The following is a 26,398-nucleotide window of genomic DNA, read 5'->3' as shown; positions in this document are numbered from 1 at the left end:
ACGAGAGGCATGCCCGAGATACTTGCGATGCGGCGACATATTCAGTCATCTGGACGTAACCGCAGGTGCTGCCCATGTTCAACCCTAGCACTGGAGAGCAAAAAATCTTCACAGAAAAAACCGATTTACTGACGTCAGGTTCTGAAATGACTGACATCACAATTCGCTTCAGTTGGCTGTTTCAGCATTCAAACCTGCAAAAACGTGCGCGGGCTGGCAAACTTGCTGTTTTGATTGCTCTGCAGGCGCCCACGCGTCAGGAATAAGCCCATGAAAATCACAGCCCCCCTCCTGCTTGCCAACCCGTGCGACGACGAAGAGGAAAACCTCGCCACGGTATGCTGCCACAGCACGCAGGGCGACATGTTCCTGATGAGCCGCTATCCGGATGAAGATGAGCTGGAGATCTCGCTGGGGGACAACGATCCGTCCTCACTTGAAGGGGTCAAGGTCACCCTGAGCGCTGGCCGCCTGCTGATTGAAGTGGCAGCCGATGACATTGACGCATTCAATGGCGAAGATCACCTTGAAATCTTTTTTGACGAAAATTTAACGGACACCATTGAACTTGAGCAGACCCTCACGCTCATTCTCGACGGCACAGGCACCTACGTCAGCGAACTTGACGTCGCGAAAACTTAACCAGCAATGCGTGCCTGATCAGGCAGCCCGCCGCATCGCAAACACGCTGCCCAAGACAATCGCCATGCCGATCAAGACCCCGCCTGATACCGTGTTGCCCAGCAACACGGCAGCCATCAACATGGCGACGGGCGGCACCAGGTACATCACGCACACCGAACGACTCACCTCGGTGTGGGCCAGCACATAGGCCCACAGTAGATAGGCCAATGCGCTGGGGAAGACTCCCAGCACCAACACGGCGAGGTTGACCCTGACAGGCGCGGCCCTCACTTCTGCGATCAGGCCCGGTGCGTATACGCCTAAAAGCAGGGTCCCGGCCCAAATCGTGTAGCAGACGATGGTCAACGGGCTATAGCGGCTGGAATAGTGCTTTTGCAGCGCGAAATAAATGCTCCAGGACAACGCAGCCAGCAGTATCAGCAACCCCTGAGGGCGGAAACCACCCAGCCCCTTGTCACCCCAAATGACAACCAGCGCACCCAGCAGGCCCGTGCCCACCCAGCACCAGCGCCAGGCACTGACTGACTCTTTGAGCCATATTGCCGCAATCAACGTACTGAAAATCGGCGTTGACTGCGCCAGCACGCTGGATGCGCCAGGGCTGACCCAACGCTGGCCGGTGTTCAAGGCCACATGGTGAATCACAATCGCAAACAGCCCCAACACCGTGAGCCACAGCGCATCACGCAGGCGAGGCAAACCGATGCCGCGGACCAGCGCAACCACGGCCATGAACAGTGAAGCCACCAAAAAGCGCAGCAAGGCCAAGTGACCGGGGGTATAGCTTTGCAGGCCTATATGAATACCGATGGGCGAATAAGCCCAGCACATCACCACCCCCGCCATCGCTGCAAGCAATGCAGGTGATGTCGCCGCGTTCAAGCGCGCACCGCAGCCGCCGGGATATCGCCCATGGCAACGGCGATGCCCTGCCAATAACGCTCAGTAATAGAGAGAAACCGATTAAATCCCTGGCACAACCCGGAGAAATCTTCTTCGGTGCAACATTCGATGGCTGCGGCTTCTACCGCCTGAACTTTATGTTCTTTTTCTGCGTCGCCAATATGGATATGAAAATATTCACACTGTTCATGAAACTCATCATTGTCTGTATACAAATATTGATAGTTTCTCGCCCCTTCATATAAACGCGTCAACATGGAATACGCCAACCATTCTTGAGCCAAGAGCGCCCCTAATACGTGAGGTTCAGAACGCCCTAGCCCCTGCGGTGCATATAAAGCATCTTGTTCATCAATAAACAGTCGGGTGGACGACAACAGAGGACCGCTTTCAAGTTCTTGCAACGAATAAGGCCGTTTGGCCAAGCGGCTCAACAAATCGAGCAAATAGCCTTGCAACAGCACACTGTGCGCTTTGTGCACATCCCCGCCGCCCAACTCCGAGTAGAGGTTTTTGACGATTTCAACCCGTGCGTGCAGGGTTTTGGCCCGTAGCAGCGACAAGGCCACCATCGTCGCTGTCCGCCGGGTACGGGCCCAATAATTACGGGCAAACACTTCAACTTCATCAAACGTCAGGGTTTCGTTGAGCCAACGCGTATAAAAGTCATTATTGAGTGCACCGTGTGTAAACACGGTCCGTGCCAATGCCTCGACGTTTGTTTTTGTAATCTTCATATTGACCTCGATGACAGAGTGGTTACGCTTCCTTCATCCAGCGCACACAAACGTCAGCCGGACGTGTTTCAGAAGTTAATGTCAGTCAGCCTCGCAAGGGCGAACAAGTGATTAATTAAGAGTTCTGAACTCATGGGGAGTGAACCGTGGAATTGAGCCAACTCAGGATGATCAAGTCAGTGGCCGAATGCGGCAGCATTGCGCTGGCTGCTCAACAACTTCACTGCGTGCCGTCCAATATCACAACGCGCATCAAACACCTCGAAACTGAACTGGGCACCGTGCTGTTCACCCGGGCGGGCCGAGGGTTGAAAATCAGTTCGGCGGGCCAGTTGTTTCTCGGCTATTGCGAACGCATCCTGGCACTGGTCGAGGAAGCCAAACGGGCGGTCACACCCGATGCCAATCCCCACGGGATTCTACGGATCGGCGCCATCGACTCTTGCGCATCGGGGCGCCTGCCGCCGCTGCTGGCCGAATATCACCAGCGCTACCCCGACGTCACCCTGGAACTGGTCACCGGCCAATGGCCACAGTTGCTGGATGACGTTCAGCATCATCGGCTGGACGCTGCAATTGTCGCCATCGATGTTCAGCACCCAAAATTGCTTGCCACTGACCTCTATCACGAGCCCTTGATCCTGATTGCAGGAGCTTCCCATGCGCCGCTGACGGAGCTGAGTGCCATCGCCCGGCAAACCGTGTTCATGTGGCCAGCAGGCTGCCCTTACCGCGCCACACTTGAGCAGTGGCTAGGCGGACACAACCTGCGGATCAACAGCGTCGCGTACGCCAACTGGGGCAGTATCATCGGCTGTGTCGACGCCGGGGCGGGGCTGGCCATCGTGCCCGAAGGCATTCTGGAGCGCTTTGGCGCCGGCGCAGCGCTGACGCGCTATCGTTTCAACGACCTGCAACCGGTGCAAAACCGGCTGGTGTGGCACCGAGAAACGGGTTGTCATACGGCACGCGATGCCTTCGCCAGCCTGCTGGCAGAGCGTTTTTCACAGCAGAACCCGTCGCTGGACACTGCTCGCAAATAAGCAACATTCTCAACAACCGGGTTGTTTTGTGCTTTTTCCACAAAAACCCCGACTGGCATTAGTCCCAACCCCCTGCAATGGATTAAAGTAACGCCCCCAGCCCCGGCGCAATTCATGCGCCGCCGGTGTCCTTTTCAGGAACAGTCATCGATGGAACATCGTGAAGCGCTGCTTGCGCTGCGAACCTTTCTTTCAACGCAGATTCTCGGTCAGGAAAAGCTGATCGACCGGCTGCTGATCGCGCTGCTGGCTGACGGCCACATGCTGGTCGAAGGCGCCCCTGGCCTTGCCAAGACCAAGGCCATCAAAGAACTCGCCGAAGGCATCGAAGCGCAGTTCCATCGTATTCAGTTCACCCCCGACCTGCTGCCCGCCGACATTACCGGCACCGAGATCTATCGCCCGGAAACCGGCAGCTTCGTGTTCCAGCAAGGGCCTATTTTTCACAACCTGGTGCTGGCCGATGAAATCAACCGCGCCCCGGCCAAGGTACAGTCAGCCTTGCTGGAGGCCATGGCTGAGCGTCAGGTCAGCGTCGGGCGCAGCACGTACGAACTGTCGCCGCTGTTCTTGGTGATGGCCACCCAGAACCCCATCGAGCAGGAAGGCACCTACCCGTTGCCTGAAGCCCAGCTCGACCGCTTCCTGATGCATGTCAAAATCGGCTTCCCGGATGCCGCCGTCGAGCGCCGCATCCTGCAGCAAGCCCGTGGCGAAGCCCTGAACGGTGAGACCAAACCCGAACGCCGAGTCAGCCAGCAAGCCATTTTTGCAGCGCGCAAGGAAATCCTCGGCCTGTACATGGCCGACGCCGTGGAGGAATACCTGGTGCAACTGGTCATGGCCACCCGCACCCCCGGCAAATTCGACCCGGAGATGGCTGAGTGGATCGCCTATGGCGCCAGCCCGCGCGGCTCGATTGCGCTGGACCGCTGCGCCAGGGCACACGCGTGGCTCGCCGGGCGCGACTTTGTCAGCCCGGAGGACATACAAGCCGTATTATTCGATGTGTTGCGCCACCGCATCATTCTGTCGTTTGAGGCCGAAGCCGCCGGTATCGACCAGGACCGCGTGGTGCAGCGCATTCTCGACGTCGTAGCCGTTGCCTGACCGATGAACAGCCCCCTGCCCGCCGAACCCGGCATTCGCGTCACCCTCGCCGAGTTGATCGAAATGCGCCATCGGGTGCGCGAAGTGCAACTGTTTTCCTCGCCCAGCCAGCGCAGCCCGCTGGTGGGCCTGCACCACTCCAAACTGCGCGGGCGCGGGGTCGATTTCGATCAGGTACGGGTGTATCAGGCCGGAGACGATGTGCGCACCATTGACTGGCGCGTCACTGCCCGCACCCTTGAGCCGCACACCAAAATGTTCCATGAAGAGCGCGAACGGCCGATTTTCATCCTTGCCGAGCAAAGCCGCCGCCTGTTTTTCGGCTCGGGGTTGATGTTCAAATCCGTACTGGCCGCGCAAGCAGCCAGCCTGATTGGCTGGGCCGCACTGGGCCATAACGACCGCGTGGGCGGGCTGGTGTTCGGGGACCATGAACATTACGAAATCAAGCCGCGGCGCAGCAAACAAAGCCTGTTGCAACTGCTCAACCGGCTGGTGCGGGTCAATCAGTCCTTGCACACCGAGGTGCAATCAGACCGCGATGCCTTGGGCATGGCCTTGATCAGGGCTCGAGAAGTACTGCGGCCCGGCAGTCTGGTCATCGTGATTTGCGACGAGCGCGCCCTCACCGACGCGGCTGAACAACAATTGAGCCTGCTGGCCCGCCATTGCGACCTGATGCTGTTACCGCTCTCCGACCCGCTGGATCATGCGCTGCCTGCGGCGGGCTTGCTGCGCTTCGCGGAACGCGGTGCCCAGCTTGAACTCGACACGCTCAACTATGATTTGCGGCAGGCTTACCGCGCGCAAGCCGAAGCCCGCATCGCACGCTGGGCACTGCTCGCGCAAAAACTGCGGGTGCTGCTGATGCCCTTGAGCACCCAGAGCGAAATGATCGAGCAATTACGCGATTACCTGAATGCCAAACGGCCCGGCAAAACGCTATGAGCGCCCTTGAGCAACTGCAACCGTTAATCGCGCCTCAAGCGATAGGCCTGTGGCCGCCTGCTCCGGGTTGGTGGCTGCTGCTCGTGATCCTCCCCGCGCTGGGCTGGGGCGTGTGGTGGTTACGCCGCTATTTGCCGGCCAAACGCTCGCCCAAGCGCGCTGAGCAACCGCTTGACCCGGTGCGTCTGGCTGCCCTTGAGGAACTCGCGCGCTTTCCCAAGCCCTACGACGGCGCTCCTGCCGGCGCCTGGCTGCAACAGCTCAATGGCTTGCTCAAACGCTTGTGCCGCAACCATTACCCCTACAGCCAGAGCCACACCCTCAATGGCCGCAAATGGCTGGCGTTCCTTGATAACCGGTGCCCCGCGGCCGGGCTGACACGCTGGATGGTGCTGGTAGAAGGCGCCTATAAACCCGAATGCAAGCTCGATGACAAAGCCATCGCCGGGCTCAATCAAGCGGTTGAAACCTGGATCCGCAAACATGTTTGAGTTCGCCTGGCCCTGGCTGTTCGCCCTGTTGCCGCTGCCGTGGCTGATGCGCGCTGTGTTGCCGGTAGCGGACAGCGGCGAAGCTGCGCTCAAAATCAGTTTTCTCGGCGACCTCGAAGAACTGGCGCGTCGCAAAGCGCGTTCGACACTGCCTTCGTGGCGCCAACAAGCGCCCTACATGCTGTTGTGGCTGTTGCTGCTGACAGCAGCCGCGCGCCCGCATTGGGTCGGGGAGCCGCTGCCCATTGCCGCCAGTGGCCGGGATCTGTTAGTGGCCGTCGACGTTTCGGGATCGATGGATTTCCCGGACATGCAATGGCGGGACGAAGACGTCAGCCGCCTGGATCTGGTCAAAAGCCTGCTGGGCGACTTTCTGGAAAACCGCGAGGGTGACCGCGTCGGCTTGATCCTGTTCGGCAGTCAGGCTTACCTGCAAGCGCCGCTGACATTTGATCGGCATACCGTGCGCACCTGGCTGGACGAAGCGCGCATTGGCATTGCGGGCAAAAACACGGCCATTGGCGATGCCATCGGCCTGGCCCTGAAACGCCTGCGCCAACGCCCTGCCCAGAGCCGCGTACTGATCCTGGTCACCGATGGCGCAAATAACGGCGGGCAAATCGACCCGCTGACCGCTGCGCGCCTGGCCGCTGAAGAAGGCGTCAAAATCTACCCGATCGGCATCGGCGCTGACCATGAAGACAGCAGCACCAAAGGCCTCTTCGGCATTAACCCCGGGGTTGATCTGGACGAGCCCGCGCTTCAGGAAATCGCCCGCCTGACCGGCGGCCAGTACTTCCGCGCCCATGACGGTCAAGAGCTTGCAGCCATCAAGGACACCCTTGATCAACTCGAACCGGTGGCGCAACAACCCACCCAGGCCCGCCCGGCCAAGGCGCTGTATAGCTGGCCACTGGCGTGCGCATTGCTGCTGAGTGTGCTGCTGGTGATTCGCGAACTGTGGCCCAACAATCTGCTGCAACGCTGGCTGACCAAGGAGCACCTTCTGCAACCTCATCCTCAATGGCGCCAGCGCCTCAAACGGCTGCGCCTGCGGAGACGCCGATGAGCGCCTTCTGGCCGCACTGGTTCCGCCCCGAATGGTTGGCGGTGTTGCCCCTGCTCGGCTGGTTACTGTGGAAGCTCTGGCGCCGGCAAAAAAGGGCGGGACGCTGGCAAATGATCTTGCCCGTGGCGTTTCAGCGGGTGCTGCTGAGCGGCGGCAATGGCCGCGACAGCAAACTGCCATGGATGATTCTGGGGCTGGCCTGGCTGTTGGCGGCGCTGGCACTGATGGGCCCGAGCTGGCAACGGGTGGAGCAATCCACGCAAAAAACCGCCGATCCTTTGGTGGTGATGCTGGAGTTGACCCCCGAGATGCTGGCCACCGACAGCTCGCCCAATCGCCTGGAACAAGCACGGCGCAAGGTATACGACCTGCTGCAAAACCGCAGCGACGCGCAAACAGCAGTCATTGTGTACGCCGGTAGCGCCCACACGCTGGTGCCTCTGTCTGACGACCTGGCGACCAGCCGCAACCTGCTTGAAGCGCTCAAACCCTCAATCATGCCTGAGCCGGGCCATCGCGCCGATCTGGCGGTCGGTAAAGCCTTGCAGCTGCTGAATCAGGGCGGGCTGGGTCAGGGCCGACTGCTGCTGATTGGCTCATCCCTCAGCGAGCAGGAACGTGAAGGCATCCGCGCAGTGCTGGATAGCCGCGCACCGCCGCTGCTGATGCTCGGTGTCGGTACGCGCGACGGAGCGCCGGTGGTCGATGAAAACGGTCAACTGCTCAAAGACGACCAAGGCGCCATCCTGTTGCCTCGCCTCGACAGCCCCGATTTGCGCAGCTTCATTCTGGACGTCGGCGGCCGCTACCGTCAGGCGCGTCTGGATGACAACGATTTGCGCGGGCTGGGCCTGCTGGACGGAGCACAACACCTGCGTGCGGACGGCCAGACCCAACGCCTTGATACATGGGCCGACCAGGGTTACTGGCTGTTGTTGCCACTGTTGCTGCTCGCAGCCTGTGCCGGGCGTCGCGGCTGGTTGTTCTGCCTGCCGCTGCTGCTCATGTTGCCGCAGCCCGGCTATGCCTTCAGCTTTACCGACCTTTGGCTACGTCCCGACCAACAGGGCCAACGCTTGCTGGAGCAGAAAAAACCGCTGCAAGCTGTGGAGCATTTTGATGATCCGATGTGGCAAGGGCTGGCGCTGTATCAAGCGGGTGACTACACCGCTGCAGCCCAGCGTTTTGCCGAGGTCAACAGCGCCAGCGCCCACTATAATCGCGGCAATGCGCTGGCCATGGCGGGCGAGCTGGAAGCTGCCGTTGACGCCTACGAGCAGGCGCTTGAACGTGAGCCCGAACTACTGGCCGCAGCCCAGAACAAAGCATTGATCGAGAAACTGCTGGCTGAGCAGCACGCGCAACCCCCGGCGCCGGACCCGCCACCCGAAGCCGAGCACCCGGCACCTGACACCCCGCCCCCGATCAGCACGCCAACCCCGGGCACGGCCGGCGTCAACACCCGCGAGCAAGACAACAGCACGGTGGCGACGCCCTCGGGCGAGCTCAATCCACACGATGCCGCCCCACCGGACGCCCAACCCGCTGCACCGGGCGAACCCGAGGCAGAGCCCGCTACCGCCCCAGCACCGCCTGCCGCCCGGCCCATCGAAGAAGAACACCGGCAGGCATTGGAGCAATGGCTGAAACAGATTCCCGACAACCCCAGCGAACTGTTGCGACGAAAATTTTGGTACGAACAGCAGCAACATCAGGACACGCCTCAATGAACCGCCTTTGTGCTTTGTTACTTTTGCTGTGGTGCTGGACGCTGCCCGCCCAAGCACTGGGGCTGGTCGCCAGTGTCGACCGCGATCACCTTAACTCGGGCGAAACCGTCGAGTTGACGCTGGAATCCAATGACGCCACGCAATTTGGCAAGCCTGACCTCACGCCCCTCAACGACCTGTTTGAGGTGCGCGGCACGCGCCAGGTCAATCAACTGACCAACCTGAGCGACAGCAACAAGGCCAACACGCGCTGGATCATCACCCTGCAACCCAAACGCACCGGCACGGTGGTGATCCCGCCGCTGCAGGTTGGCGATCACCGCAGTCAACCGATCAGCCTGACGGTCAGCCAGAGTGTGGTCAGCGACAACGAACTGGCCCCGGTTTTTATTGAGTCCAGCCTCGACCAGTCCAGCGTTTATGTGCAGGCGCAAGCCATCCTGACCCTGCGCATTTACCACTCGGTTGCGTTGTACGACGACAGCAGCCTGACCCCGTTGCACCTGAGCGATGCCATCGTCGAACAGCTCGGTGAGTCGCGCACCTACGAAAAGCTGATTAACGGCGTGCGCCACGGCGTCATCGAAATGCGCTACGGGATCTACCCGCAGCACAGCGGCGAGCTGCTGGTGCCTGCGCAAACCTTCAGCGCCACTCAGGTCGACAGCCAACAGTCCAACGCCCCGGCGCCCTTGGGCCCGATACCGGGAAAGCTGGTGCATGTGACTTCGCCGGACATCCCGCTCAAGGTCAAACCCAAGCCGCAAGACTACCCGAGCAACGCTGCATGGCTGCCCGCTCGCAGCCTGAGCATGAGTGAAACCTGGAACCCCGAGCCCGATCACTGCATGGTCGGCGACTCGCTTACCCGAACCCTTACGCTCAAGGCTGAAGGGCTGTCCAGCGCGCAATTACCCGCGCTCACCGCTACCGACGTCAACGGGTTACGGCGCTACCCGGACCTGCCGCAACTGAGCAACCAAATCACCGAAAACGGCCTGATCGGCAGCCGCGAGGAGCGCGAGGCGCTGGTGCCCACCCGCGTGGGCCAAGTCGAATTGCCCGCTGTTGAAGTGGTGTGGTGGAACACCCACGAAGATCGCCTTGAGCGCAGCTATTTACCGGCGCGCACGCTGCAAGTCGCCGCCAATCCGGACTTGGCCGTGGACGCTGCGGCCAGCAATACGGCACGCCCCCTGAGCGATAATTCGTCGCTGTGGCTGTGGCAACTCAGCACTTTCGTACTGGGTTGCTCGACGCTGATCGGCTTCGGCCTGTGGTGGCGCGCCCGCTGGCAGCCGGCCATTTTGCGAGCCGCGCACACCGGGCCCAGCCCCCGCACGCTACTGGATGACCTCAAGCGCGCTTGCTTGGCCAACGACCCGCAGGCAACCCGACAGGCACTGGATGCCTGGGCCCGCCAGCAGCCGGAAACCCTGGCAGACATGGCCGCACGCTTTGTGTTGTTGTCGGATGCGCTGGACGGCCTGAATGGCGCCCTCTACAGCGAGTCCGGCCAGCATTGGCAAGGTGAAGACTTATGGAAGGCCATTCGCAGCATTCCGGCGATCGAACGCGAGCAAGACCCCGGCAGCGAGCCGAGCAGCCTGCCGCCGCTCTACCCCAAATAATTTCGAGGTATCGACAGCAATTCAGCATGCCTGTCGCCACCGCTGATGACCTTTTTTAACGGATTCTGTTATGCGCCTGTTTCACACATCTGACTGGCATTTGGGGCAAAACCTCCATGGCCAGGAACGTGACTTCGAACATGCCTGTTTTCTTAACTGGCTGTTGAGCCAACTGGCCGCCCGACAACCCGACGTGCTGTTGATTGCCGGCGACATCTTCGACACGGTCAACCCGCCGGTCAAAGCGCAGGAGCGCCTTTACGACTTCATCGTCAGCGCCCATGAACAACAACCCGCGCTGACCATCGTGATGATTGCCGGCAACCATGACTCCGGCTCACGCATTGAGCTGCCCGCCCCGTTGATGCGGCGTCTGCGCACCCACGCGCTGGGCCGCGTGTTGTGGCTGGACGATGGTCAACTGGATGCCGAACGCCTGATGATCCCGCTGCCCGATGCCAGCGGACGCATCGCGGCCTGGTGCCTGGCGTTGCCTTTCCTGCGCCCTGCCGAGGTCACGGGCGCACATCTGGGCGATGACTACCTGCGTGGCATCGGTCAGGTGCATGAGTGGTTGATCGAGGCCGCTAACGCCAAGCGCCATCCCGGCCAGGCATTAATAGCCATCAGCCATGCACACATGGCCGGCGGCTCGGTGTCCGAAGACTCGGAGCGCAGCCTGATCATCGGCAACGCCGAAGCGCTGCCCGCCAGCCTGTTCGGCCCAAGCATCAGCTACGTGGCCCTGGGGCATTTGCACAAGCCGCAGAAGGTCAATGGTGAAGAGCGGATTCGCTATTGCGGTTCGCCCATCCCCCTGTCCTTTTCAGAAATCAGCTACCCGCACCAGGTGCTGGAAGTGCAACTGGAGGGCGAAACCCTGGTCAGCGTGGAGCCCTTGCTGATCCCTCGTGCTGTGAACCTGCAACGCATCGGCCCGGCGCCTCTGGCCGAGATTCTCTCGCAGTTGAGCGGCCTGCCGGACGTTGACCTGCTGGCCGATCCCCAGCGCCAGCCCTGGCTCGAAGTGCGCGTGGTACTCGACGAACCCCAGCCGGACCTGCGCCAGCAGATTGAAACCGCCCTGCAAGGCAAGTCCGTGCGCCTGGTGCGCATCAGCGCCGACTACGCGGGCAAGGGCAAAGGTGCGGACGAGGATGACGGCTCGCGGCTGATCGAACTCGACCAGTTGACCCCGCAGGAGCTGTTCAGCCGGGCCTGGCAAGAAAGCTACGGCCGAGAAGCCGATGAACAGACCCTCAAGGACTTTGCCGTGTTGCTGCAAGACGTACAGCTGGAGGGCGAACAGCCATGAAAATTCTCGCCATCCGCCTGAAAAACCTCGCTTCGCTGGCGGGGCCGTTTGAGCTGGATTTCACCGCCGAGCCCTTGGCCAGCGCCGGTCTGTTCGCCATTACCGGCCCCACAGGCGCCGGTAAAAGCACCCTGTTGGACGCCTTGTGCCTGGCGTTGTTTGGCGCCGTGCCGCGCCTGAACAACACCGGCCGCGATGCCAAAGTGCCAGACGTCGACGGCGAGATCGCCACCGGCGACCCCCGCACGCTGCTGCGCCGCGGCACGGGTGAAGGCTATGCCGAAGTGGATTTTGTCGGCATTGACGGTCGCCGCTACCGGGCGCGCTGGGAGGCCAACCGGGCGCGGGAAAAGGCCACTGGCAAGCTCCAGGCCAGCCGCCAAAGCCTGCGCGATCTGGACAGCGATCAATTGCTGGCCAGCCAGAAAGGTGACTACAAGGTCCAGCTTGAAGCCCGGCTGGGCTTGAACTTCGAACAGTTCACCCGCGCCGTGATGCTGGCCCAAAGCGAGTTCAGCGCCTTCCTCAAGGCCGACGACAACGAACGCAGCGAACTGCTGGAAAAACTCACCGACACCGCGCTGTACACCCGGCTGGGCAAACGCGCTTTCGACAAGGCCAAGGAAACCCGCGACCTGCACAAGCAGCTACAGGACCAAGCGGTGGGCATTACGCCTCTGTCGCCGCAAGCGCGCAGCGAACTGAACCAACACTTCACCCTGGCCCAGGAACAGCTCAAGGCACGGCAACTGCAACTCAAACAGCTAGAGCAGCAACATGCGTGGCTCAAGGTCTTGCGCGAGCTGCAGGAACAGCAACACAGCGCCGCCGAGCAATTGCAACAGGCGCAAGGGCTGTGGGACAGCCAGTGCAGCGAACGCGAAAACCTGCATTTGCTCGACCAACTGGCCCCCCAGCGCCATCAGTTTTCACGGTTGGCCGAGCTGGACGCGCAGGTCAGTCCACTCGCCGCCCAGATTGCCAGCCAGGCACTGCAACACACGCAATTGCAGGCCCAACATGCGCAACTGGAGCACACGTTAGAGGCTGCGCGCCTGGCGACAGAACAGGCCCTGGCCACGCACCAGCAGTGCGCCACGCCCCTGCAACACGCCTTTGCAGAACAGGCCAACCTGCAACGGCTCAATCAAACGCTCGACAAGCAACATGCCCTCAAGCAGCAAGCCGACACCGCCAGTGCATCGGGCCAGCAGCGGCTCGACACCCTCGTCGAGCGCCAGCAACGCAGTACCGAACACCTGTCGCTGATTGCGCAACAGCTTGAACACAGCGCGGAACTGGCACCGCTGGCCAGTGCCTGGGACGTCTGGCGGCCGCGCTTGCAGCAACTGGTACGGTTGAACAACACCTTGAACACAGGGCAACAAGAGTTGCCGGCCTTGGAGCAACGTGCTCTGCACGCTGCGCAACAGCTGACTGCGCTGCGCAATAGCCTGGAAATCCTGTTTCAGGAAGCCGCGGCCGAACCTCATGCCGTCAACGAGCAAATCCAGACCTTGGGCAGCCTGCTCAAGGACAATCGCCAGCAGCAGCGCGATTACGAAGACTTGCAACGCCTGTGCAGCACTCAACAGGCGCAGGACGCCCGGCTGCTGGCCCTGCAAAGCAAATTGCAGGCGCTGCAAACCGAACGCGAACAGCTGATCGAACACGGCACCCAGACCAAAAAGCAGTACGAGGCGGCCGACCAGGCGCTGAACGTCACGCGCCAACTGCTGGAGCGCCAGCGACTGGCCCGCAGCGCCAGTGTTGAAGAGCTGCGCGAACACTTGCAGGACAACCAGCCGTGCCCGGTCTGCGGCAGCCATGAGCACCCGTACCATCAGCCCGAAGCGATGTTGCAGAGCCTGACGCGCCACGACGAAAGCGAAGAAGCCAATGCCCGCAAGGCCGTGGACACGCTCAAGGCCACCCTCGACCAACTGCGTGAAAACGTCAGCGGCCTGAATGCACAACTGCGCGAACTGCGCCTGCAACATCAGCAGCTTCTGGACGACCAACAGGCGCTCGCCCCGCACCTGGAAGCGCACCCACACCATGCGCAATGGCAAGACCAACCTCCGGCTAAACGTGAGCAGTGGCTGGCCCATCGGCTTGAACAGCTGCACTACAGCATCAGCCGTGACGAGGCGCGCCAGAACACCCTGCTCGCCCTGCAAAAGGACGCCGCACAACTGCAAGGCGACATCCAGCGCAACAACGACGCCAGCCAGTTGGCAGCCCGGCAATTGGCCGACCAGCAAGTGCAGCTCAACGCCGATGCCCAGCGGCTTGAAGAAGAACTGACGGCCTTTTCCAGCGTGTTGACTGCCGAGCGCTTGACCGAACTGCGCCAGCACACGTCGGCCTGTTTCATGGCGCTGGATCAGCAGGTGGCCGAGCGGCTTGCGCAAGTGGAACAACAACGCGACGAACTCGACGCGTACGCGGCGCGCAATCAGACAATCGAGCACGAGCAGGTTCAGCACAGCCATCAGTGCTCACAGCGCGACGCGCTGGAGCAGGCGCTGAACGAACTGCGCGCGCAGCACCATTCGAGCGGCCAAGCCTTGCAGGCGCTGCTGGGCGAACACAGCAGCGCCGAGGCCTGGCAGCAGCACCTTGAACAGACACAGGAGCAGGCCCGCGCAGCACAAGCCCAAGCCAACGATACGCTGCAGGCCACCACGCGCCAGCAGATCCAGCTGACGGCCGAGCTCAAGGCGCAGCGTGAGCGTTTGCAAGCACTTGAGCAGGAGCACACCACGTTAACGGCTCACGTCGCCCAATGGCGTGGCGTGCACACCGGCGTGGATGACGCACGTCTGCGCCAGTTATTGGCCCATGACGAGCCGCAGGTGCTGGCATTGCGCGAGCGTCTGCAAAGCACTGAAAAACAGCTGGAACAAGCACGGGTTCTGCTTCAGGAGCGCGAACAGCAACTCGCCCGGCATCAGGCGCAGGCCAACGGCAATCTGGACGCCCAGGCCCTGACCCAGGCACTTGAAGCGCTCACCGCACAACTTGAGGACTGTGAACAACTGAGCGCCGGGCTGCGCGCGCAACAAGCTGAAGACGACCGGCGCACCCAGGCCAATCAGGCGCTGGCGCAGCGCACGGCACAGGCCTATGAGGAGTGGCAGCGCTGGGCGCGGCTCAGTGATTTGATCGGCTCGGGCACCGGGGACAAATTCCGCAAGATTGCACAGGCCTATAACCTCGACCTGTTGGTCCATCATGCCAATGCCCAACTGCGCCAACTGGTGCGCCGCTACCGCCTCAAGCGTGGCGGCAGCATGCTTGGATTACTGGTTATGGACACCGAGATGGGCGACGAACTGCGCTCGGTGCACTCGTTATCAGGCGGCGAGACCTTTTTGGTGTCGCTGGCGTTGGCCCTCGGGCTGGCGTCGATGGCGTCGAGCACGTTGAAAATCGAGTCGCTGTTTATCGACGAAGGCTTCGGCAGTCTCGACCCCGAATCCTTGCAACTGGCGATGGACGCACTGGACGGGTTGCAGGCTCAAGGGCGCAAGGTCGGGGTGATTTCCCACGTACAGGAGATGCACGAACGGATTCCGGTGCAGATTCAGGTTCAGCGTCAAGGCAATGGGCTGAGCACGGTGCAGGTCAAATGATGTTGCATACCCTCTACTCGTTCCGGCGCTGCCCCTACGCCATGCGCGCCCGCATGGCCCTGCGCTATAGCGGTGTGCCGTTATCGATCATTGAGGTCAGCCTCAAGGCCAAGCCGGTCGAGATGCTGGCCGCATCGCCCAAAGGCACGGTGCCGGTGCTGGTGTGCGCCGACGGGCGGGTCATCGAGCAGAGCCTGGAGATCATGCGCTGGGCGCTGGGTCAGAATGACCCCGACCTGTGGCTGCCACCCGACCGGCCTTTGATCGATGAGTTGATTGACGAAAACGACACCCGTTTCAAGGTGCTGCTGGACCGTTACAAGTACGCCGTGCGCTACCCTGAATACCCGGTGGAACACTACCGGGCGCAAGGGGCGGCATTCTTGCAGCGGCTTGAGTCCCTGCTTGAACACACCCCTTACCTGACCGGCGCCACCTTGACCCTGGCCGACGTGGCGCTGGCGCCGTTCATACGCCAGTTTGCCCACGTAGACCGTGACTGGTTCGTCCAGGCGCCCTACCCGCACGTGCAGGCTTGGCTCGAACGCTTCCTCACCTCTGAGCTGTTCACCGCGGTGATGGCCAAACACCCCTGATTACCCAGGGTTGACGACCTCACAGGGCTGCGCAGCCACTGCGCCTGTCGATCCGCTTGATAGACGCAATGGCCCGGGGTTCACGGCCGGTTGATGAACTTCAGGTCGGACGGGGCATCCATCGACAGGTTTTGTACGGTGTCGCCCAACTTGCCGGTCTGCGGGTCGCGTTCGACGACCACGATGTTGTTGCTCATCTGGTTGGCGATCAGTACAAACTTGCCGTTCGGGCTCAAGGCGAACTCGTGGGGGTGATCGCCTTCCACAGTGCGGCGCTGGATTTGCGTCAACTCGCCATTGGCCGGGTTAATCGCAAAGACCAGCAATTCGTTGGCTTTGCCCCGGTTACTGACATACAAGAACTTGCCGTCAGCACTGGTGTGCAGGCCGCCTGCGGCGCGGTTCCGGGCAGGTTGGCCCGGGGCCAGTTCTACCGCCTGACGTTGTGTGAGCTGACCGTCGGCGTAATCGAACACAAACACCTGAGCACTCATTTCTGTGGTCAGGTAAGCGTGTTTGCCATCGCGGGAGAACAACAGGTGGCGTGGACCACTCCCGGCGGGCAGTTCAATGGCAGCCGGTTCGGCGGCGACCAGCGGATGCTCGGGGTTGGCTGCAGGGTCGTAGCGGTAGACAAAAATCTTGTCGGCGCCCAGATCGTTGGCATACACAAATTTGCCGTCCGGGGATGACACCACCGAATGCACGTGCGCAGACAACTGGCGCTCGGGATTGACCAGACTGGCCGGGTGGCTGCTCATTTGGGTCACGGGCTGCAACTGGCCCTGCGCATTGATCGGCAACACCGCAAGGCTGCCGCCGGGGTCTGCATGCACGCCATAGTTGGCCACAAACAGGTAGCGCTCATCATGGCTCAGACTGGAGTGCGTTGGCTCCTCGCCCAAGGTTTTGACTTGGTTGACCAGGGTCAGCTCATTAGTGCGCGGGTTGATCGCAACACTGCTCACGCGCCCCACCACATCCGCCTGCCCTTTACCGTTCTCGTTGACCACAAACAACCGCTGCTGGTCGGCAGACAGCGTCAACCACGACGGGTTGGCCGATTTGAAGACTTGCAGCGGCTCAGGGGTGATGCGCCCCTTTTCGCTGTCGAACTGCAAGCGGTAAATGCCCTGGCTTTTGCCTTGGGTATAGGAACCGACGAGCAACTCCACTTCGCGCTCGGAGGCAGCCTGCGCCGACATCGCGCCAACACTTGAGGCCATCAACAGCGGCAACCATTTAAGCTTCATCAGCCACCTCACCGACTTCGTCATCGTTGCTTGCGCTCACAGCACTGAGGCAAACCAGGCGGTGCTCGCCCGAGTCGCCCACGAGGGTCCAGCTTTGCAGGCTTTCATCAAAAACCGACACCTCAAGCTGCTGCGTAACGAAGCGCCAGCGCTTTTCAGCGCGTCCATCCATGCACTTGATGAGCAATTGCACATCATCCAGAGAAAAATCCCAGGCGTGCAGCCCGTCGATGATCAGCATGTCGCTGGTTTCAAGGGCTGCACGCAAGGTCTGGTTTGAATCGCTCATTAATCATTCACCTGTTGGAAAGGCGCAATGATAGGTCAAACCAGCGTCTTTAGCTCTCTCACTGGGCGTCAAGCGACAGAAAACGTTCAGTCAGCATCTTTTGACTGATAGGTGCGTAGTACACCTGAACCGGGGTTCGCCCGGGCTTGGCTTTGGCATCTTCTGCCGGCTGACTGGCATAACGCTGGGCCGCCAGTTTGAAGTGAGCGGCTTCGACGCTCTGCGCTGCGCTATTGAGCGCTTTGTAATGCAAGTGCGCATACCAGAGGGTTACGCCTGCCTGATTGTTGATCGCGTATTCCTGAACAAAATCCTGACGTTCACCACGCATCGGCACCCGTGGGCCGAGTTTGAGCAGATTGACCTGGCGCTTTTGCAGCAGAAACTCGACCGTGGCACTGGTGGGCGGCACTGACAACAGCAACTCAATCCCTTGGGCCCGCAACTGGGCGGCACTGCTTTGCAGACGTTTGATGTACATGCCCGGCGTGCCGGGTTTGGGATGCTCAACGGCAGACTGATCGGGGGCAGCTTTTTTTATTTCAAGCACCAATTGGTCAAGCTTCTGCGCATACCGCTCCAGTATTTCTTCCAGCTCCACCGGGAACTTTGAACGCCTGGCGTACCCTTTGACCCTGCGGATCTGCCCACTCACGCCCTCAATCAGCGCATTGGCTTCGGTTTTCAAGACCGACAACGGCCGTTCGAGGGTGATCACGGGCGATTCGATTTCAACCCATTCATCAGGCGCGGTGCGTTTGAAGGCCACTGTCAAATGGGGTGAAGGGCTGGTACTGCGTGCACTGGCGCCTGACACATCGCCCACATCCACCACATCGGTATCCCCCAGATTCACGTCTTTTCGGGCCGTGCCGACCAATATGCCTTTTTTGCGCGTGCGCACGATCTTGCGCGTGTACGTAGGTGTTCGCACGGGCAATGACTGCGCGGGCAACCATTGTGATTGCTCCCTGGCCTGCTCTTGCAACATCGCCTCCGCGTCTTGGTCCAGCTCGGCCAGTGCCGAGAGCACCTTTTCAAACGCCTGCGTGTCCAGGTGTTGCCCCACCTCTTCTCGAAAGATCCCCAGTGCATCGTCTGCACGGGCGTAACGCTCACGGATGTCAGTGAGGATTTCAATGCGCTCGGCCAGGGTAAACAACGCGCGGTCTTCCAGCGCGTATTGACTTTGTGCCGTGTAAAACAAATCCGTCAACAGGCTTCGCACGCTAACCCAGGCCGCGCTGCCGGGGGCATCGATGATCAAGTCGGGTAGCACGAGTAATTGATAGGCACGGCATACCACAGCGGAGCGAAAGTAATCCGTGTCCGCCTGCACAAACGCGACGTAGTGCTTCTGCGCCTCGATGGCCGTGGCGTGCCCCAACTTTGGTACCGCCCGCAGCTTGCAGATGTAATCGTCCAGTTCGCGATAATAGGCGGCCGCTTTGTCAAAAGCCTCCACGATCGCGCGGCAGTCTGCCCGGTAGGCCGCGGCACGCAGCAACTCGGTGCTTACAAACCGGCCTTCGGTGCTGAACACCTCGGGGTGCTGCAACTTGTAAATACCCGTCAGCCACAGGTAACTATCAAACAGGGTGCTGGTCAGGCGAATCAGGTACTTGTAAAAGCCCACCAAATTGGTGGGATCTTTTTCTTCGGACAGCACTTCCTGCTTTTCCCGAAACAGCTCCAATGCCGCTTCGTATTCAGGCTTTTGACGCTCCATGATGGCAATGAAGTTTTCCAGTGCAGCGCGCCGTTTGGGCAAAGGCGTTGACTCAAGTTCGAGCTTATTGAGCTTGTCACTGAGTGTTTGCGCTGCCGTCATCTCAGCTTCCAGCACTTTGGCACGCGCGTTGTACTGCACCAATTGTTCACGCAGTTCAGTCAGGCGCCTGATGCGCTGTTCTTTCTTGACCTGCAAGCGTGTTTTCGGTGCGCCGCCGCGCAGCCGCAGGTTTAGGTCGTAAGTCCAGACGCCCCGGTCATTGCTCACAATACGAGGCCCCCGATTCTGCGGGTCGTCAGGACTGACCAGATAGACATCCTCGCCCTCCAGTTGCACTCGATACACCCAGTTATCGACCTCGGCATATGAACGGTGCTTCAACACACGCAAACCCCGGTACGGACCACGGTCAATGGCGGGCTCGTCGCTTTGGAAGCCTTCGATGTGATGGCGGTCAAACCAGGTCAATTGCCACTTTGTGTATTTGACCTGCGGGCTGGTAAACCACGAAAAATCCAGTTCGGTTTGTTGATTGCCCACCGGGATATCCACGTCATGCGCTTGCGCCAGTTCAATTGCGGCGGCAACCGCAGGTCGGGGCTGTGCGGCGCGCGCCCTCAGCCTGGCAGGCAGAAGCACTGCATCCGGCGTTTGCCGCAGCCCGCCAGGTTGGCCGGTCACGGGGCGAACATGCAGCAACACCAATGCACAATTAAATAACAGATCAATCAGGGCCTGCGCTTTGCCCTGCTCATCAGGTGCGCGCAAGGCCTCTATGTCATTTTGCACGGCCAGGTAGGTCAGGCTGACGCCCGCAATCACGCGCAGCGGCCAGGCCAACGGCACGTTAGGCACAACCGCACTGAACAAAAGCCAGCCACCGGTGATCAACGATTGCCAGCGTTGTTCGGCATTGGAGACGGTTTGTCGGTCTGCCAGCTCGCTCAATGTTCGCGCCATTTCCAGGTACAAGTCGTGCATGAAGTGCTGACCCAGGGCGAACTCTCCCAATCGGGCGGCGTCAGGGATCACGGGGAACGAGTGGTCGTCGTGGACGTTGTACGACGGCAGATGGAGACGATAAAAACCGCCCGCTTCATACAGCGGACGCGCTTGGGCTGGCAGCCATTGCAAGACGCTGCGCTGAAGCTCCCCGGGGCGTGCAATCGCAGCGAACAGGGTTCGCCATGAGGGGTACTCCACCAAGGGCTCTTGGTGTAACGGGCGATACAGCACATGACACCCGGCGTTTACATCGGCCGGGCCGATGATAAACATGCTGCGCACGGTATGGGGGGCAATGGTGGGCGCCGAGAGCAGCATCAGCGGCCTGATGCACACGGGCTGCTCGCCCACTTTGCGCATGTGCGGGTCGAGGTGCATCAAGGCCTTGACCAGTTGAAATCCACGCTCGGTGAAGTAACCCGTGTGGCGGATCTTGCATTCCAGCGCCTGCAGCGGGAGCTGCGCTCGCAGTTCTTCGGTGAACAGTTTTTCGCGACGCAGGGCCTCGTCCGGATGGGCCGTCAGGCACTCATTGATCCATTGCGGGTAGCGTTGGCCGATATCCACACGCTGTATCAAGCCTCTGATGTAGTCCGGCGTCATCCACCACGCCTGGATCAATTGTCCCTTGGCATGATGAATGGTCATGCGACTACCTCGGGCGGCACTCAAATTCTCAATGGCCAGTTCGGTCAGGGTCAGGGTAAAGCTGTTCAATGTACCGATGGTGCCCTCGCCGCCCGGGCCGACCGGGTCGACAAAGGTCAGCACTATGTCATCAGGGTCGTACCCCGGCGCCTGTGGCTGGTCGAGCAACATCTGCTGGCGCAACGCCTGGGCGGTGTAGGCGTGCAGGTCAGGAATGTCATCGTTAAAGCGTTTGCCCATCGACCGCGTGTAGGCACTGGCCAGCGCCACCAACTGCGAGCGATATTCAAAGCGGTCCGCTGCCGACGCTTCGCGCAACCACAGTGGAAGCGCTGAATAGACCGGCGCCAGGTTCAGCGGCGTAGCGTTTTCACGTACCTCAAACACCGCAGCGGTGTCCGTGATTTCGCGCAAGCGCTGCTCCAGAACCGAAATGGACATTGGCTGATCCAGGTGTCGGATGGCGTCCAGTTGACGTTCCAGCACACACATCGCCTGGGTATCCAGAAAATTGCCTGCCGGTTCGTACAACACACACGTGACCCGCTCAAGGTGATAGAGGGAGCCGAACGCCATGCTCCAGGTACGGGTAAAACGGTGCAGCTGCGTAAAACACTCAATGGTGCCGCCCGGCGTGCAGTAGAACCAGCGGGCCTGCTTGCCTTCGACGCATTCGATCAGGATCTGCGGCGTCACCACATTGAACGTACGCCCGGCGACAAAACGGCCTGCCACGCTGTACACCTTCACGCTCGCGTCAAATAGCTTCGCCTCTGGCGTGCGTTGCCTGAGGCGTTCATTGCGGTGGGGGTAGCGCACAACCTGTCGCAAAGTGTTGCGTTGGTGTTGCGTGAGGTCGGCCGCACGTTCAATGCCCGCCAGCAGTTGATCCTGAATCATCTGCCCCAGCCAGAGCATGCGGCTGGTGCCGGTGTCGGCAGGTTGATTCCAGTACGCAACATGCGCCTCTTGCAGAGCATCCTGCCAGAGACGCATGACATCGAGCAGAACCGGCTCGATCTGACGCATCGGTTCGATCGAGGTGAATCCGCCAGCGGGCGGTGCCGTATCGCTCATGGCGACGAAACAGTCTTGGGCGGTGTAGTACCGGTAGTTGAGCGGTTCTCTGCGGGCGATATGCTCCAGCAACACCTCTATCAACAAACGGTAGCGCTGAGTGGACAGGGCTTTACCTTCGGCGTCGACCGTCAACACAAGGTAGGTTTTAGAGAGATCGAAGGCGTGTTGCCTGAAGGATTGTTCCAACTGCTCTGTCAGTAAGTGCGTGACCACGGTGCGCACTGTGGGACGGGTTGCAAACTGTGCAGCCACCGCACGCTGGATCACGTAAGTGGCATACATCGGTAAGGCTGAGGGTGCGGAATCAGACATGCGTACTTCCTTATCAAGGCGCAGGGATGAGCCCCTGCCTGACAGGAAGAGTTAAAGGATTTACCACGCCGTGAGTGGTAGCGGGCTATGACGGGGGCTGACCACAGGCCAACCCCCCGATGCGCTTACAGGCTGTTGCGCGTGCTCTGGCCATCCACCAGGCGCTGAATCCCCAGCGGGTTAGCGTTTTTCAACGGATCGGGCAGCAGGCTGTCCGGGTAGTTCTGGAAACACACCGGGCGCAGAAAACGGTCGATCGCCAGGGTCCCGACCGAAGTACCCCGGGCATCGGACGTCGCCGGATAGGGGCCCCCGTGCACCATGGCATCACACACCTCAACCCCCGTCGGGTAACCGTTAATCAAGATGCGCCCGACTTTTTGCTCCAGCAAAGGTGTTAACCCCGAGAACTGTTGCAGGTCTTCAGGCTCACCGATCAAGGTGGCAGTGAGCTGACCGTGCAGGCTGTTGATCGCAGCGTTCAGTTGCTCGGCGTGCTCGACCTCGATCACCACCGTGGTCGGCCCGAACACTTCTTCCTGTAATACCGGATCGCCTTCGAGCAGCAGACGCACATCGGCCTTGAACACCTGCGGCCTGGCCTGCGCACCGTGCTGTTCCAGGCCGGCAATGTGTTGGATGTGCGGGTGGCCCGCCAGGTGGCTGACGCCTTTCACGTAGCTGGCCAGCGTCCCGGCGTTGAGCATGGTCTGCGCAGGCTGTTCGTTGATTTGCCCGGCCAGTTGTTCGATGAAAGCCGTGAAGGCGCTCGAGCGCAGGCCAATCACCAACCCGGGGTTGGTACAAAACTGACCGCAGCCTTGTACGACAGAGGCCGCCAGTTCGCGGGCCACGGTGGCACTGCGCGCCGCCAGCGCCTGCGGCAGAATGATGACCGGGTTGATACTCGACATTTCAGCAAAGACCGGAATCGGCTGGGGCCGTGCAGCGGCCATGTCACACAACGCGCGCCCGCCCTTGAGCGATCCGGTGAAGCCTACCGCCTGAATCGACGGGTGCTTGACCAGCGCCTCCCCGACCCCGGCGCCATAAATCATATTGAACACGCCCTGGGGCATACCGGTGCGCTCAGCCGCACGCAGGATGGCATCGGCCACCTGTTCAGCGGTGGCCATATGACCGCTGTGCGCCTTGAACACCACAGGACAGCCAGCGGCCAGCGCAGAAGCGGTATCCCCGCCCGCCGTAGAAAATGCCAGCGGGAAATTACTGGCGCCAAACACGGCGACCGACCCCAGACCGATGCGGTACTGGCGTAAGTCCGGACGGGGCAACGGGCTGCGCTGCGGCAACGCCTGATCGATGCGCGCGCCATAAAAATCGCCCCGGCGCAGTACCTTGGCAAACAGACGCATTTGCCCGCTGGTGCGGCCACGCTCGCCTGCAATACGGGCGGCCGGGAGTGCGGTTTCACGGCATACCAGGGCGACAAACTCATCGCCCAATGCATCCAGCTCATCGGCAATGGCGTCCAGAAACGTTGCCCGATGCTCGGCGCTCACGCTTTTATAAGCCGGGTAAGCGGCGGCCGCTGCACGGGCCGCGCGGTCAACCTCTGGCAACGTGGCCTGATAGAAGTCGTAGGCCAGTGCTTCGCCGGTGTTGGCGTCCACACTTTTAACAATGACGCTGCCTTGCGCACTGCGTTGGCCGCCAATGTAGTTGTGGCCGAGAATCTGAGTCATACCTGCTCTCCTTTCAAAGTGTACCGACAGCGCCGGGTTCGAACACCGCGTCGACCGGTGCAATGCCGTTGATCAACGGTGCGCCGAAGGCCGACTGCGTGATTTCAAAGCGATCACCCGGACGGGTGCGCACACCATCGGCAAACGACAGCGTCGCGGTGCCGAAAAAATGCACGTGCACGTCGCCCGGCCGCAAAAACTGGGTGTACTTAAAGTGGTGGTATTCGAGGTTTTCCAGGCTGTGGCACATGTTGGCTTCACCGCTCAGGAATTCGTTCTCCCACAGCACTTGGCCATCACGCAGAATGCGACTGCTGCCCGACAAATGCGGCGGCAAGTCGCCGACCCGCAGCTCCGGGCCAAACGAGCAACTGCGCAGTTTGGAGTGGGCCAGGTACAGGTAGTTTTTACGCTCCATGACGTGGTCGGAAAACTCGTTGCCGACGGCGAAGCCCAGTCGATACGGCTTGCAGTCATGGCCGATGACGTACAGCCCACCGATTTCAGGCTCTTCACCCGCGTCTTCGGCAAACGGCGGCAATGGAAACGCTTCACCGGGCCGCACAACAATGCTGCCGTCGCCCTTGTAAAACCATTCGGGTTGCACACCTGCCTCACCTGCGTCCGGTTTACCCCCCTCCACGCCCCATTTGAAAATGCGCATGGTGTCAGTGAGCGCCGTCTCGTCGTGGGTCTGCTGGTGCATTTTGTCCCGCGCCGCCGCACTGCCCAGATGGGTAAGCCCCGTGCCGCTGATCAACATATGGGCCGGGTCCGGGTGATCCAGTGGCGGCAAAATCCGGCACTCGTCCAGTAGCGCCTGATAGTCGTGGGTAATGCCCAGCCCCAGTGCCTCAATCTGCTGCGCCAGCGACACACCGGCTTCAATGGCAGCCAATGCCACCTCACGCACGCTGGTGCAATCAACGACTTCCCGAATCAGGCCGTCTTGCACAACGCCTACACGGCGCTGGCCATTGTTCAATTCAAACTGTACTAAACGCATGATGAGCCTCACTCGGGCAGTTCAGGGATGGGTAGCAGGCTGGGCGCTGGCCGCGAATTCGTTGGGTTTGAGCACGTGCTTGCGCTCCAGCTGGCGGTACACCACAACAGTCAGGCACAGGCCGAACACCATGACGCCCGACAGGAAATACAGGCCGGAGGCCAGGTGCCCGGTGTATTCCTTGAGGGCGCCAATCACGAACGGGCCGATGTAACCGCCCAGGTTGCCCACTGAATTGATCAGGGCAATCCCGGCAGCCGCACTGGCGCCCGCAAAGAAACGCCCGGGCAAGGTCCAGAAAATCGCGGTACAGGAGAACAGCGCAAAAGCCACCAGGCACAGGGCTGCCAGTTGCAGCACGGGCACGGTCAGCCAGGCGCTGAAAAACAGCCCGATGGCGCCGAGCACATACAGCACGCCAAGGTGGCCATAACGATCGTTCAGGCGGTCCGAGCTGCGCGGGATGAACAGCAAGCCGATGATGCCGAACACATAAGGCACCGACGACACAAAACCGGTGGTCAGGTCACTGCCGCCAAACTGTTTGATCAATGTCGGCAGCCACAGCCCGAGCCCGTAAATACTCAGGGTCACCGGCAGGTAGAAGAGCGCCAGCAGCAACACGCGCTTGTCTTTCAACGCATGCAGCGGGTTGCCATGACGGGTTTGCCCGTAGGCTTGCAGGTCGCTTTCCAGCTCACCCAGTAACCAGTCCTTTTCGCGCTGATCCATCCATTTGACCTGTTGCGGGCCGTCAGGCAGGTAACGCAGCACCGGCCAGGTCAGCAAAATCGCCGGGGTGCCGATCACGATAAACAGCCACTGCCAGCCATGCAGGCCGAGCACGCCGTCCATGCCCAGCAAACCACCGGAGATAGGCCCGGTGATCATCATGGCGATGGGTTGCGAGAGGATGAACAACCCCAGAATCTTGCCGCGGTGACGCACCGGGAACCATTGGGTGATGTAGTACAGCACCCCCGGGAAGAAACCGGCCTCGGCCACCCCCAGCAGAAAACGCATGACATAAAAGCTATGGGGCCCTTGCACAAAGGCCATACCGATGGTGATGGCGCCCCAGGTGATCATGATCCGCGCGAACCAGCGCCGGGCGCCGAAACGCTCAAGCATCAGGTTGCTGGGGATTTCCATAAGGAAGTAACCGATGAAGAACAAGCCTGCGCCCAGTCCATAGGCGGCGTCACCAATGCCGACGTCAGCACCCATGTGCAGTTTGGCGAAGCCGACTGCCGAACGATCCACGTAAGCAATCAGGTACAGCAAGACCAGAAAGGGAATCAGTTTGAGCGTGATGCGACGAATAAGCCGGAGTTCCTGGCTCATGAGACGGTCTCCCATTGTTTTTGTTATGGCACCTCTGGAGTGGCCTCAGGTGAAAACACACCAGGATCAGCTCTCAGTCGAATCGACTATATAGTAATACTATTTACGCAACAACTCTTCCAAAGTGGCTTTTTTGCAGCTACTTTAGCTCCATAAAAATCAATTAG

20 protein-coding genes are annotated in these 26,398 nt (G+C 60.6%); 12 read left to right on the top strand and 8 right to left on the bottom strand.

Annotated elements, in window-relative coordinates; all coding sequences use genetic code 11:
• Nucleotides 1–74: 74 nt before the first annotated feature.
• Complete coding sequence (locus HBN61_RS08565; RefSeq protein ID WP_170046507.1) at nt 75–266, top strand: hypothetical protein; 192 nt, start codon at nt 75–77, stop codon at nt 264–266.
• Nucleotides 267–270: 4 nt separating this feature from the next.
• The gene (locus HBN61_RS08560; protein WP_170046506.1) at nt 271–642 is read left to right on the top strand and encodes a hypothetical protein; all 372 of its coding nucleotides are present in this window, start codon (nt 271–273) and stop codon (nt 640–642) included.
• Nucleotides 643–660: 18 nt separating this feature from the next.
• On the opposite strand, the gene HBN61_RS08555 is transcribed toward HBN61_RS08560, so the two are convergent.
• Together HBN61_RS08555 and HBN61_RS08550 are read right to left on the bottom strand one after the other, a co-directional pair.
• Nucleotides 661–1,491: a DMT family transporter gene (locus HBN61_RS08555; RefSeq protein WP_170046545.1), complete on the bottom strand. Its 831-nt coding sequence runs from the start codon at nt 1,489–1,491 to the stop codon at nt 661–663.
• Between the two features lie 32 nt (nt 1,492–1,523).
• Nucleotides 1,524–2,285, bottom strand: coding sequence for an iron-containing redox enzyme family protein (locus HBN61_RS08550; protein WP_169964765.1), 762 nt, complete (start codon nt 2,283–2,285; stop codon nt 1,524–1,526).
• Nucleotides 2,286–2,431: 146 nt separating this feature from the next.
• On the opposite strand from HBN61_RS08550, the gene HBN61_RS08545 reads away from it, so the two are divergent.
• The 10 genes from HBN61_RS08545 to HBN61_RS08500 all read left to right on the top strand — a co-directional run bounded on the left by HBN61_RS08545 (nt 2,432) and on the right by HBN61_RS08500 (nt 15,856).
• Entirely contained in the window at nt 2,432–3,328 is an 897-nt protein-coding gene (locus HBN61_RS08545) for a LysR family transcriptional regulator (protein ID WP_094993964.1), read from the top strand.
• 150 nt (nt 3,329–3,478) lie between these two features.
• Nucleotides 3,479–4,438: an AAA family ATPase gene (locus HBN61_RS08540; protein WP_016780594.1), complete on the top strand. Its 960-nt coding sequence runs from the start codon at nt 3,479–3,481 to the stop codon at nt 4,436–4,438.
• 3 nt (nt 4,439–4,441) lie between these two features.
• Nucleotides 4,442–5,386: a DUF58 domain-containing protein gene (locus HBN61_RS08535; RefSeq protein ID WP_094993963.1), complete on the top strand. Its 945-nt coding sequence runs from the start codon at nt 4,442–4,444 to the stop codon at nt 5,384–5,386.
• Nucleotides 5,383–5,877 (top strand): DUF4381 domain-containing protein, encoded by a 495-nt coding sequence (locus HBN61_RS08530; protein ID WP_094993962.1) that lies wholly within the window; start codon nt 5,383–5,385, stop codon nt 5,875–5,877. Before HBN61_RS08535 ends, HBN61_RS08530 begins: the two co-directional genes overlap by 4 nt.
• The gene (locus HBN61_RS08525) at nt 5,870–6,946 is read left to right on the top strand and encodes a vWA domain-containing protein (RefSeq protein WP_170046505.1); all 1,077 of its coding nucleotides are present in this window, start codon (nt 5,870–5,872) and stop codon (nt 6,944–6,946) included. Before HBN61_RS08530 ends, HBN61_RS08525 begins: the two co-directional genes overlap by 8 nt.
• Nucleotides 6,943–8,676, top strand: a complete 1,734-nt coding sequence (locus HBN61_RS08520) for a tetratricopeptide repeat protein (protein ID WP_170046504.1) — start codon at nt 6,943–6,945, stop codon at nt 8,674–8,676. Before HBN61_RS08525 ends, HBN61_RS08520 begins: the two co-directional genes overlap by 4 nt.
• Nucleotides 8,673–10,307, top strand: a complete 1,635-nt coding sequence (locus HBN61_RS08515; RefSeq protein WP_094993959.1) for a BatD family protein — start codon at nt 8,673–8,675, stop codon at nt 10,305–10,307. Before HBN61_RS08520 ends, HBN61_RS08515 begins: the two co-directional genes overlap by 4 nt.
• A 70-nt stretch (nt 10,308–10,377) precedes the next feature.
• The gene (locus HBN61_RS08510; protein ID WP_169964757.1) at nt 10,378–11,622 is read left to right on the top strand and encodes an exonuclease SbcCD subunit D C-terminal domain-containing protein; all 1,245 of its coding nucleotides are present in this window, start codon (nt 10,378–10,380) and stop codon (nt 11,620–11,622) included.
• Complete coding sequence (locus HBN61_RS08505) at nt 11,619–15,260, top strand: AAA family ATPase (protein WP_170046503.1); 3,642 nt, start codon at nt 11,619–11,621, stop codon at nt 15,258–15,260. The genes HBN61_RS08510 and HBN61_RS08505 overlap by 4 nt, the downstream gene beginning before the upstream one ends.
• A 2-nt stretch (nt 15,261–15,262) precedes the next feature.
• A complete protein-coding gene (locus tag HBN61_RS08500) occupies nt 15,263–15,856 on the top strand; it encodes a glutathione S-transferase (RefSeq protein WP_170046544.1) in 594 nt (197 codons plus the stop codon).
• Nucleotides 15,857–15,936: 80 nt separating this feature from the next.
• On the opposite strand, the gene HBN61_RS08495 is transcribed toward HBN61_RS08500, so the two are convergent.
• From HBN61_RS08495 to HBN61_RS08470, 6 genes are all read right to left on the bottom strand, one after another.
• The gene (locus HBN61_RS08495) at nt 15,937–17,109 is read right to left on the bottom strand and encodes a lactonase family protein (RefSeq protein WP_170046502.1); all 1,173 of its coding nucleotides are present in this window, start codon (nt 17,107–17,109) and stop codon (nt 15,937–15,939) included.
• Nucleotides 17,099–17,398: a DUF5629 family protein gene (locus tag HBN61_RS08490; protein ID WP_094993955.1), complete on the bottom strand. Its 300-nt coding sequence runs from the start codon at nt 17,396–17,398 to the stop codon at nt 17,099–17,101. Before HBN61_RS08490 ends, HBN61_RS08495 begins: the two co-directional genes overlap by 11 nt.
• A gap of 58 nt (nt 17,399–17,456) precedes the next feature.
• The gene (locus HBN61_RS08485) at nt 17,457–22,175 is read right to left on the bottom strand and encodes a dermonecrotic toxin domain-containing protein (protein WP_170046501.1); all 4,719 of its coding nucleotides are present in this window, start codon (nt 22,173–22,175) and stop codon (nt 17,457–17,459) included.
• 125 nt (nt 22,176–22,300) lie between these two features.
• Nucleotides 22,301–23,881: an aldehyde dehydrogenase (NADP(+)) gene (locus tag HBN61_RS08480; RefSeq protein ID WP_170046500.1), complete on the bottom strand. Its 1,581-nt coding sequence runs from the start codon at nt 23,879–23,881 to the stop codon at nt 22,301–22,303.
• A gap of 13 nt (nt 23,882–23,894) precedes the next feature.
• Nucleotides 23,895–24,887 carry an AraD1 family protein gene (gene araD1 / locus HBN61_RS08475; RefSeq protein WP_170046499.1) on the bottom strand — a complete coding sequence of 331 codons (993 nt, stop codon included), beginning with the start codon at nt 24,885–24,887 and terminating at the stop codon, nt 23,895–23,897.
• A 21-nt stretch (nt 24,888–24,908) separates the two neighbouring features.
• The gene (locus HBN61_RS08470; protein WP_094993951.1) at nt 24,909–26,231 is read right to left on the bottom strand and encodes an MFS transporter; all 1,323 of its coding nucleotides are present in this window, start codon (nt 26,229–26,231) and stop codon (nt 24,909–24,911) included.
• Nucleotides 26,232–26,398 lie beyond the last annotated feature (167 nt).

Source organism: Pseudomonas sp. WS 5071 (genome assembly GCF_012985765.1).
GTDB classification, from domain to species: Bacteria; Pseudomonadota; Gammaproteobacteria; order Pseudomonadales; family Pseudomonadaceae; genus Aquipseudomonas; species Aquipseudomonas lundensis_A.
The sequence above is the reverse complement of the archived record's forward strand: the minus strand, read 5'-3'. Positions and strand labels throughout refer to the sequence as shown.

Bases quoted from the DNA above. Each gene is read 5' to 3' on its own strand.
- HBN61_RS08485 (WP_170046501.1), bottom strand. From the start codon at position 22,175: ATGTCTGATTCCGCACCCTCAGCCTTACCGATGTATGCCACTTACGTG.
- HBN61_RS08555 (WP_170046545.1), bottom strand. From the start codon at position 1,491: ATGGCGGGGGTGGTGATGTGCTGGGCTTATTCGCCCATCGGTATTCAT.
- HBN61_RS08560 (WP_170046506.1), top strand. From the start codon at position 271: ATGAAAATCACAGCCCCCCTCCTGCTTGCCAACCCGTGCGACGACGAA.
- HBN61_RS08565 (WP_170046507.1), top strand. From the start codon at position 75: ATGTTCAACCCTAGCACTGGAGAGCAAAAAATCTTCACAGAAAAAACC.
- HBN61_RS08540 (WP_016780594.1), top strand. From the start codon at position 3,479: ATGGAACATCGTGAAGCGCTGCTTGCGCTGCGAACCTTTCTTTCAACG.
- HBN61_RS08530 (WP_094993962.1), top strand. From the start codon at position 5,383: ATGAGCGCCCTTGAGCAACTGCAACCGTTAATCGCGCCTCAAGCGATA.
- HBN61_RS08520 (WP_170046504.1), top strand. From the start codon at position 6,943: ATGAGCGCCTTCTGGCCGCACTGGTTCCGCCCCGAATGGTTGGCGGTG.
- HBN61_RS08510 (WP_169964757.1), top strand. From the start codon at position 10,378: ATGCGCCTGTTTCACACATCTGACTGGCATTTGGGGCAAAACCTCCAT.
- HBN61_RS08525 (WP_170046505.1), top strand. From the start codon at position 5,870: ATGTTTGAGTTCGCCTGGCCCTGGCTGTTCGCCCTGTTGCCGCTGCCG.
- HBN61_RS08495 (WP_170046502.1), bottom strand. From the start codon at position 17,109: ATGAAGCTTAAATGGTTGCCGCTGTTGATGGCCTCAAGTGTTGGCGCG.
- HBN61_RS08480 (WP_170046500.1), bottom strand. From the start codon at position 23,881: ATGACTCAGATTCTCGGCCACAACTACATTGGCGGCCAACGCAGTGCG.
- HBN61_RS08550 (WP_169964765.1), bottom strand. From the start codon at position 2,285: ATGAAGATTACAAAAACAAACGTCGAGGCATTGGCACGGACCGTGTTT.
- HBN61_RS08505 (WP_170046503.1), top strand. From the start codon at position 11,619: ATGAAAATTCTCGCCATCCGCCTGAAAAACCTCGCTTCGCTGGCGGGG.
- HBN61_RS08515 (WP_094993959.1), top strand. From the start codon at position 8,673: ATGAACCGCCTTTGTGCTTTGTTACTTTTGCTGTGGTGCTGGACGCTG.
- HBN61_RS08490 (WP_094993955.1), bottom strand. From the start codon at position 17,398: ATGAGCGATTCAAACCAGACCTTGCGTGCAGCCCTTGAAACCAGCGAC.
- araD1 (WP_170046499.1), bottom strand. From the start codon at position 24,887: ATGCGTTTAGTACAGTTTGAATTGAACAATGGCCAGCGCCGTGTAGGC.
- HBN61_RS08535 (WP_094993963.1), top strand. From the start codon at position 4,442: ATGAACAGCCCCCTGCCCGCCGAACCCGGCATTCGCGTCACCCTCGCC.
- HBN61_RS08470 (WP_094993951.1), bottom strand. From the start codon at position 26,231: ATGAGCCAGGAACTCCGGCTTATTCGTCGCATCACGCTCAAACTGATT.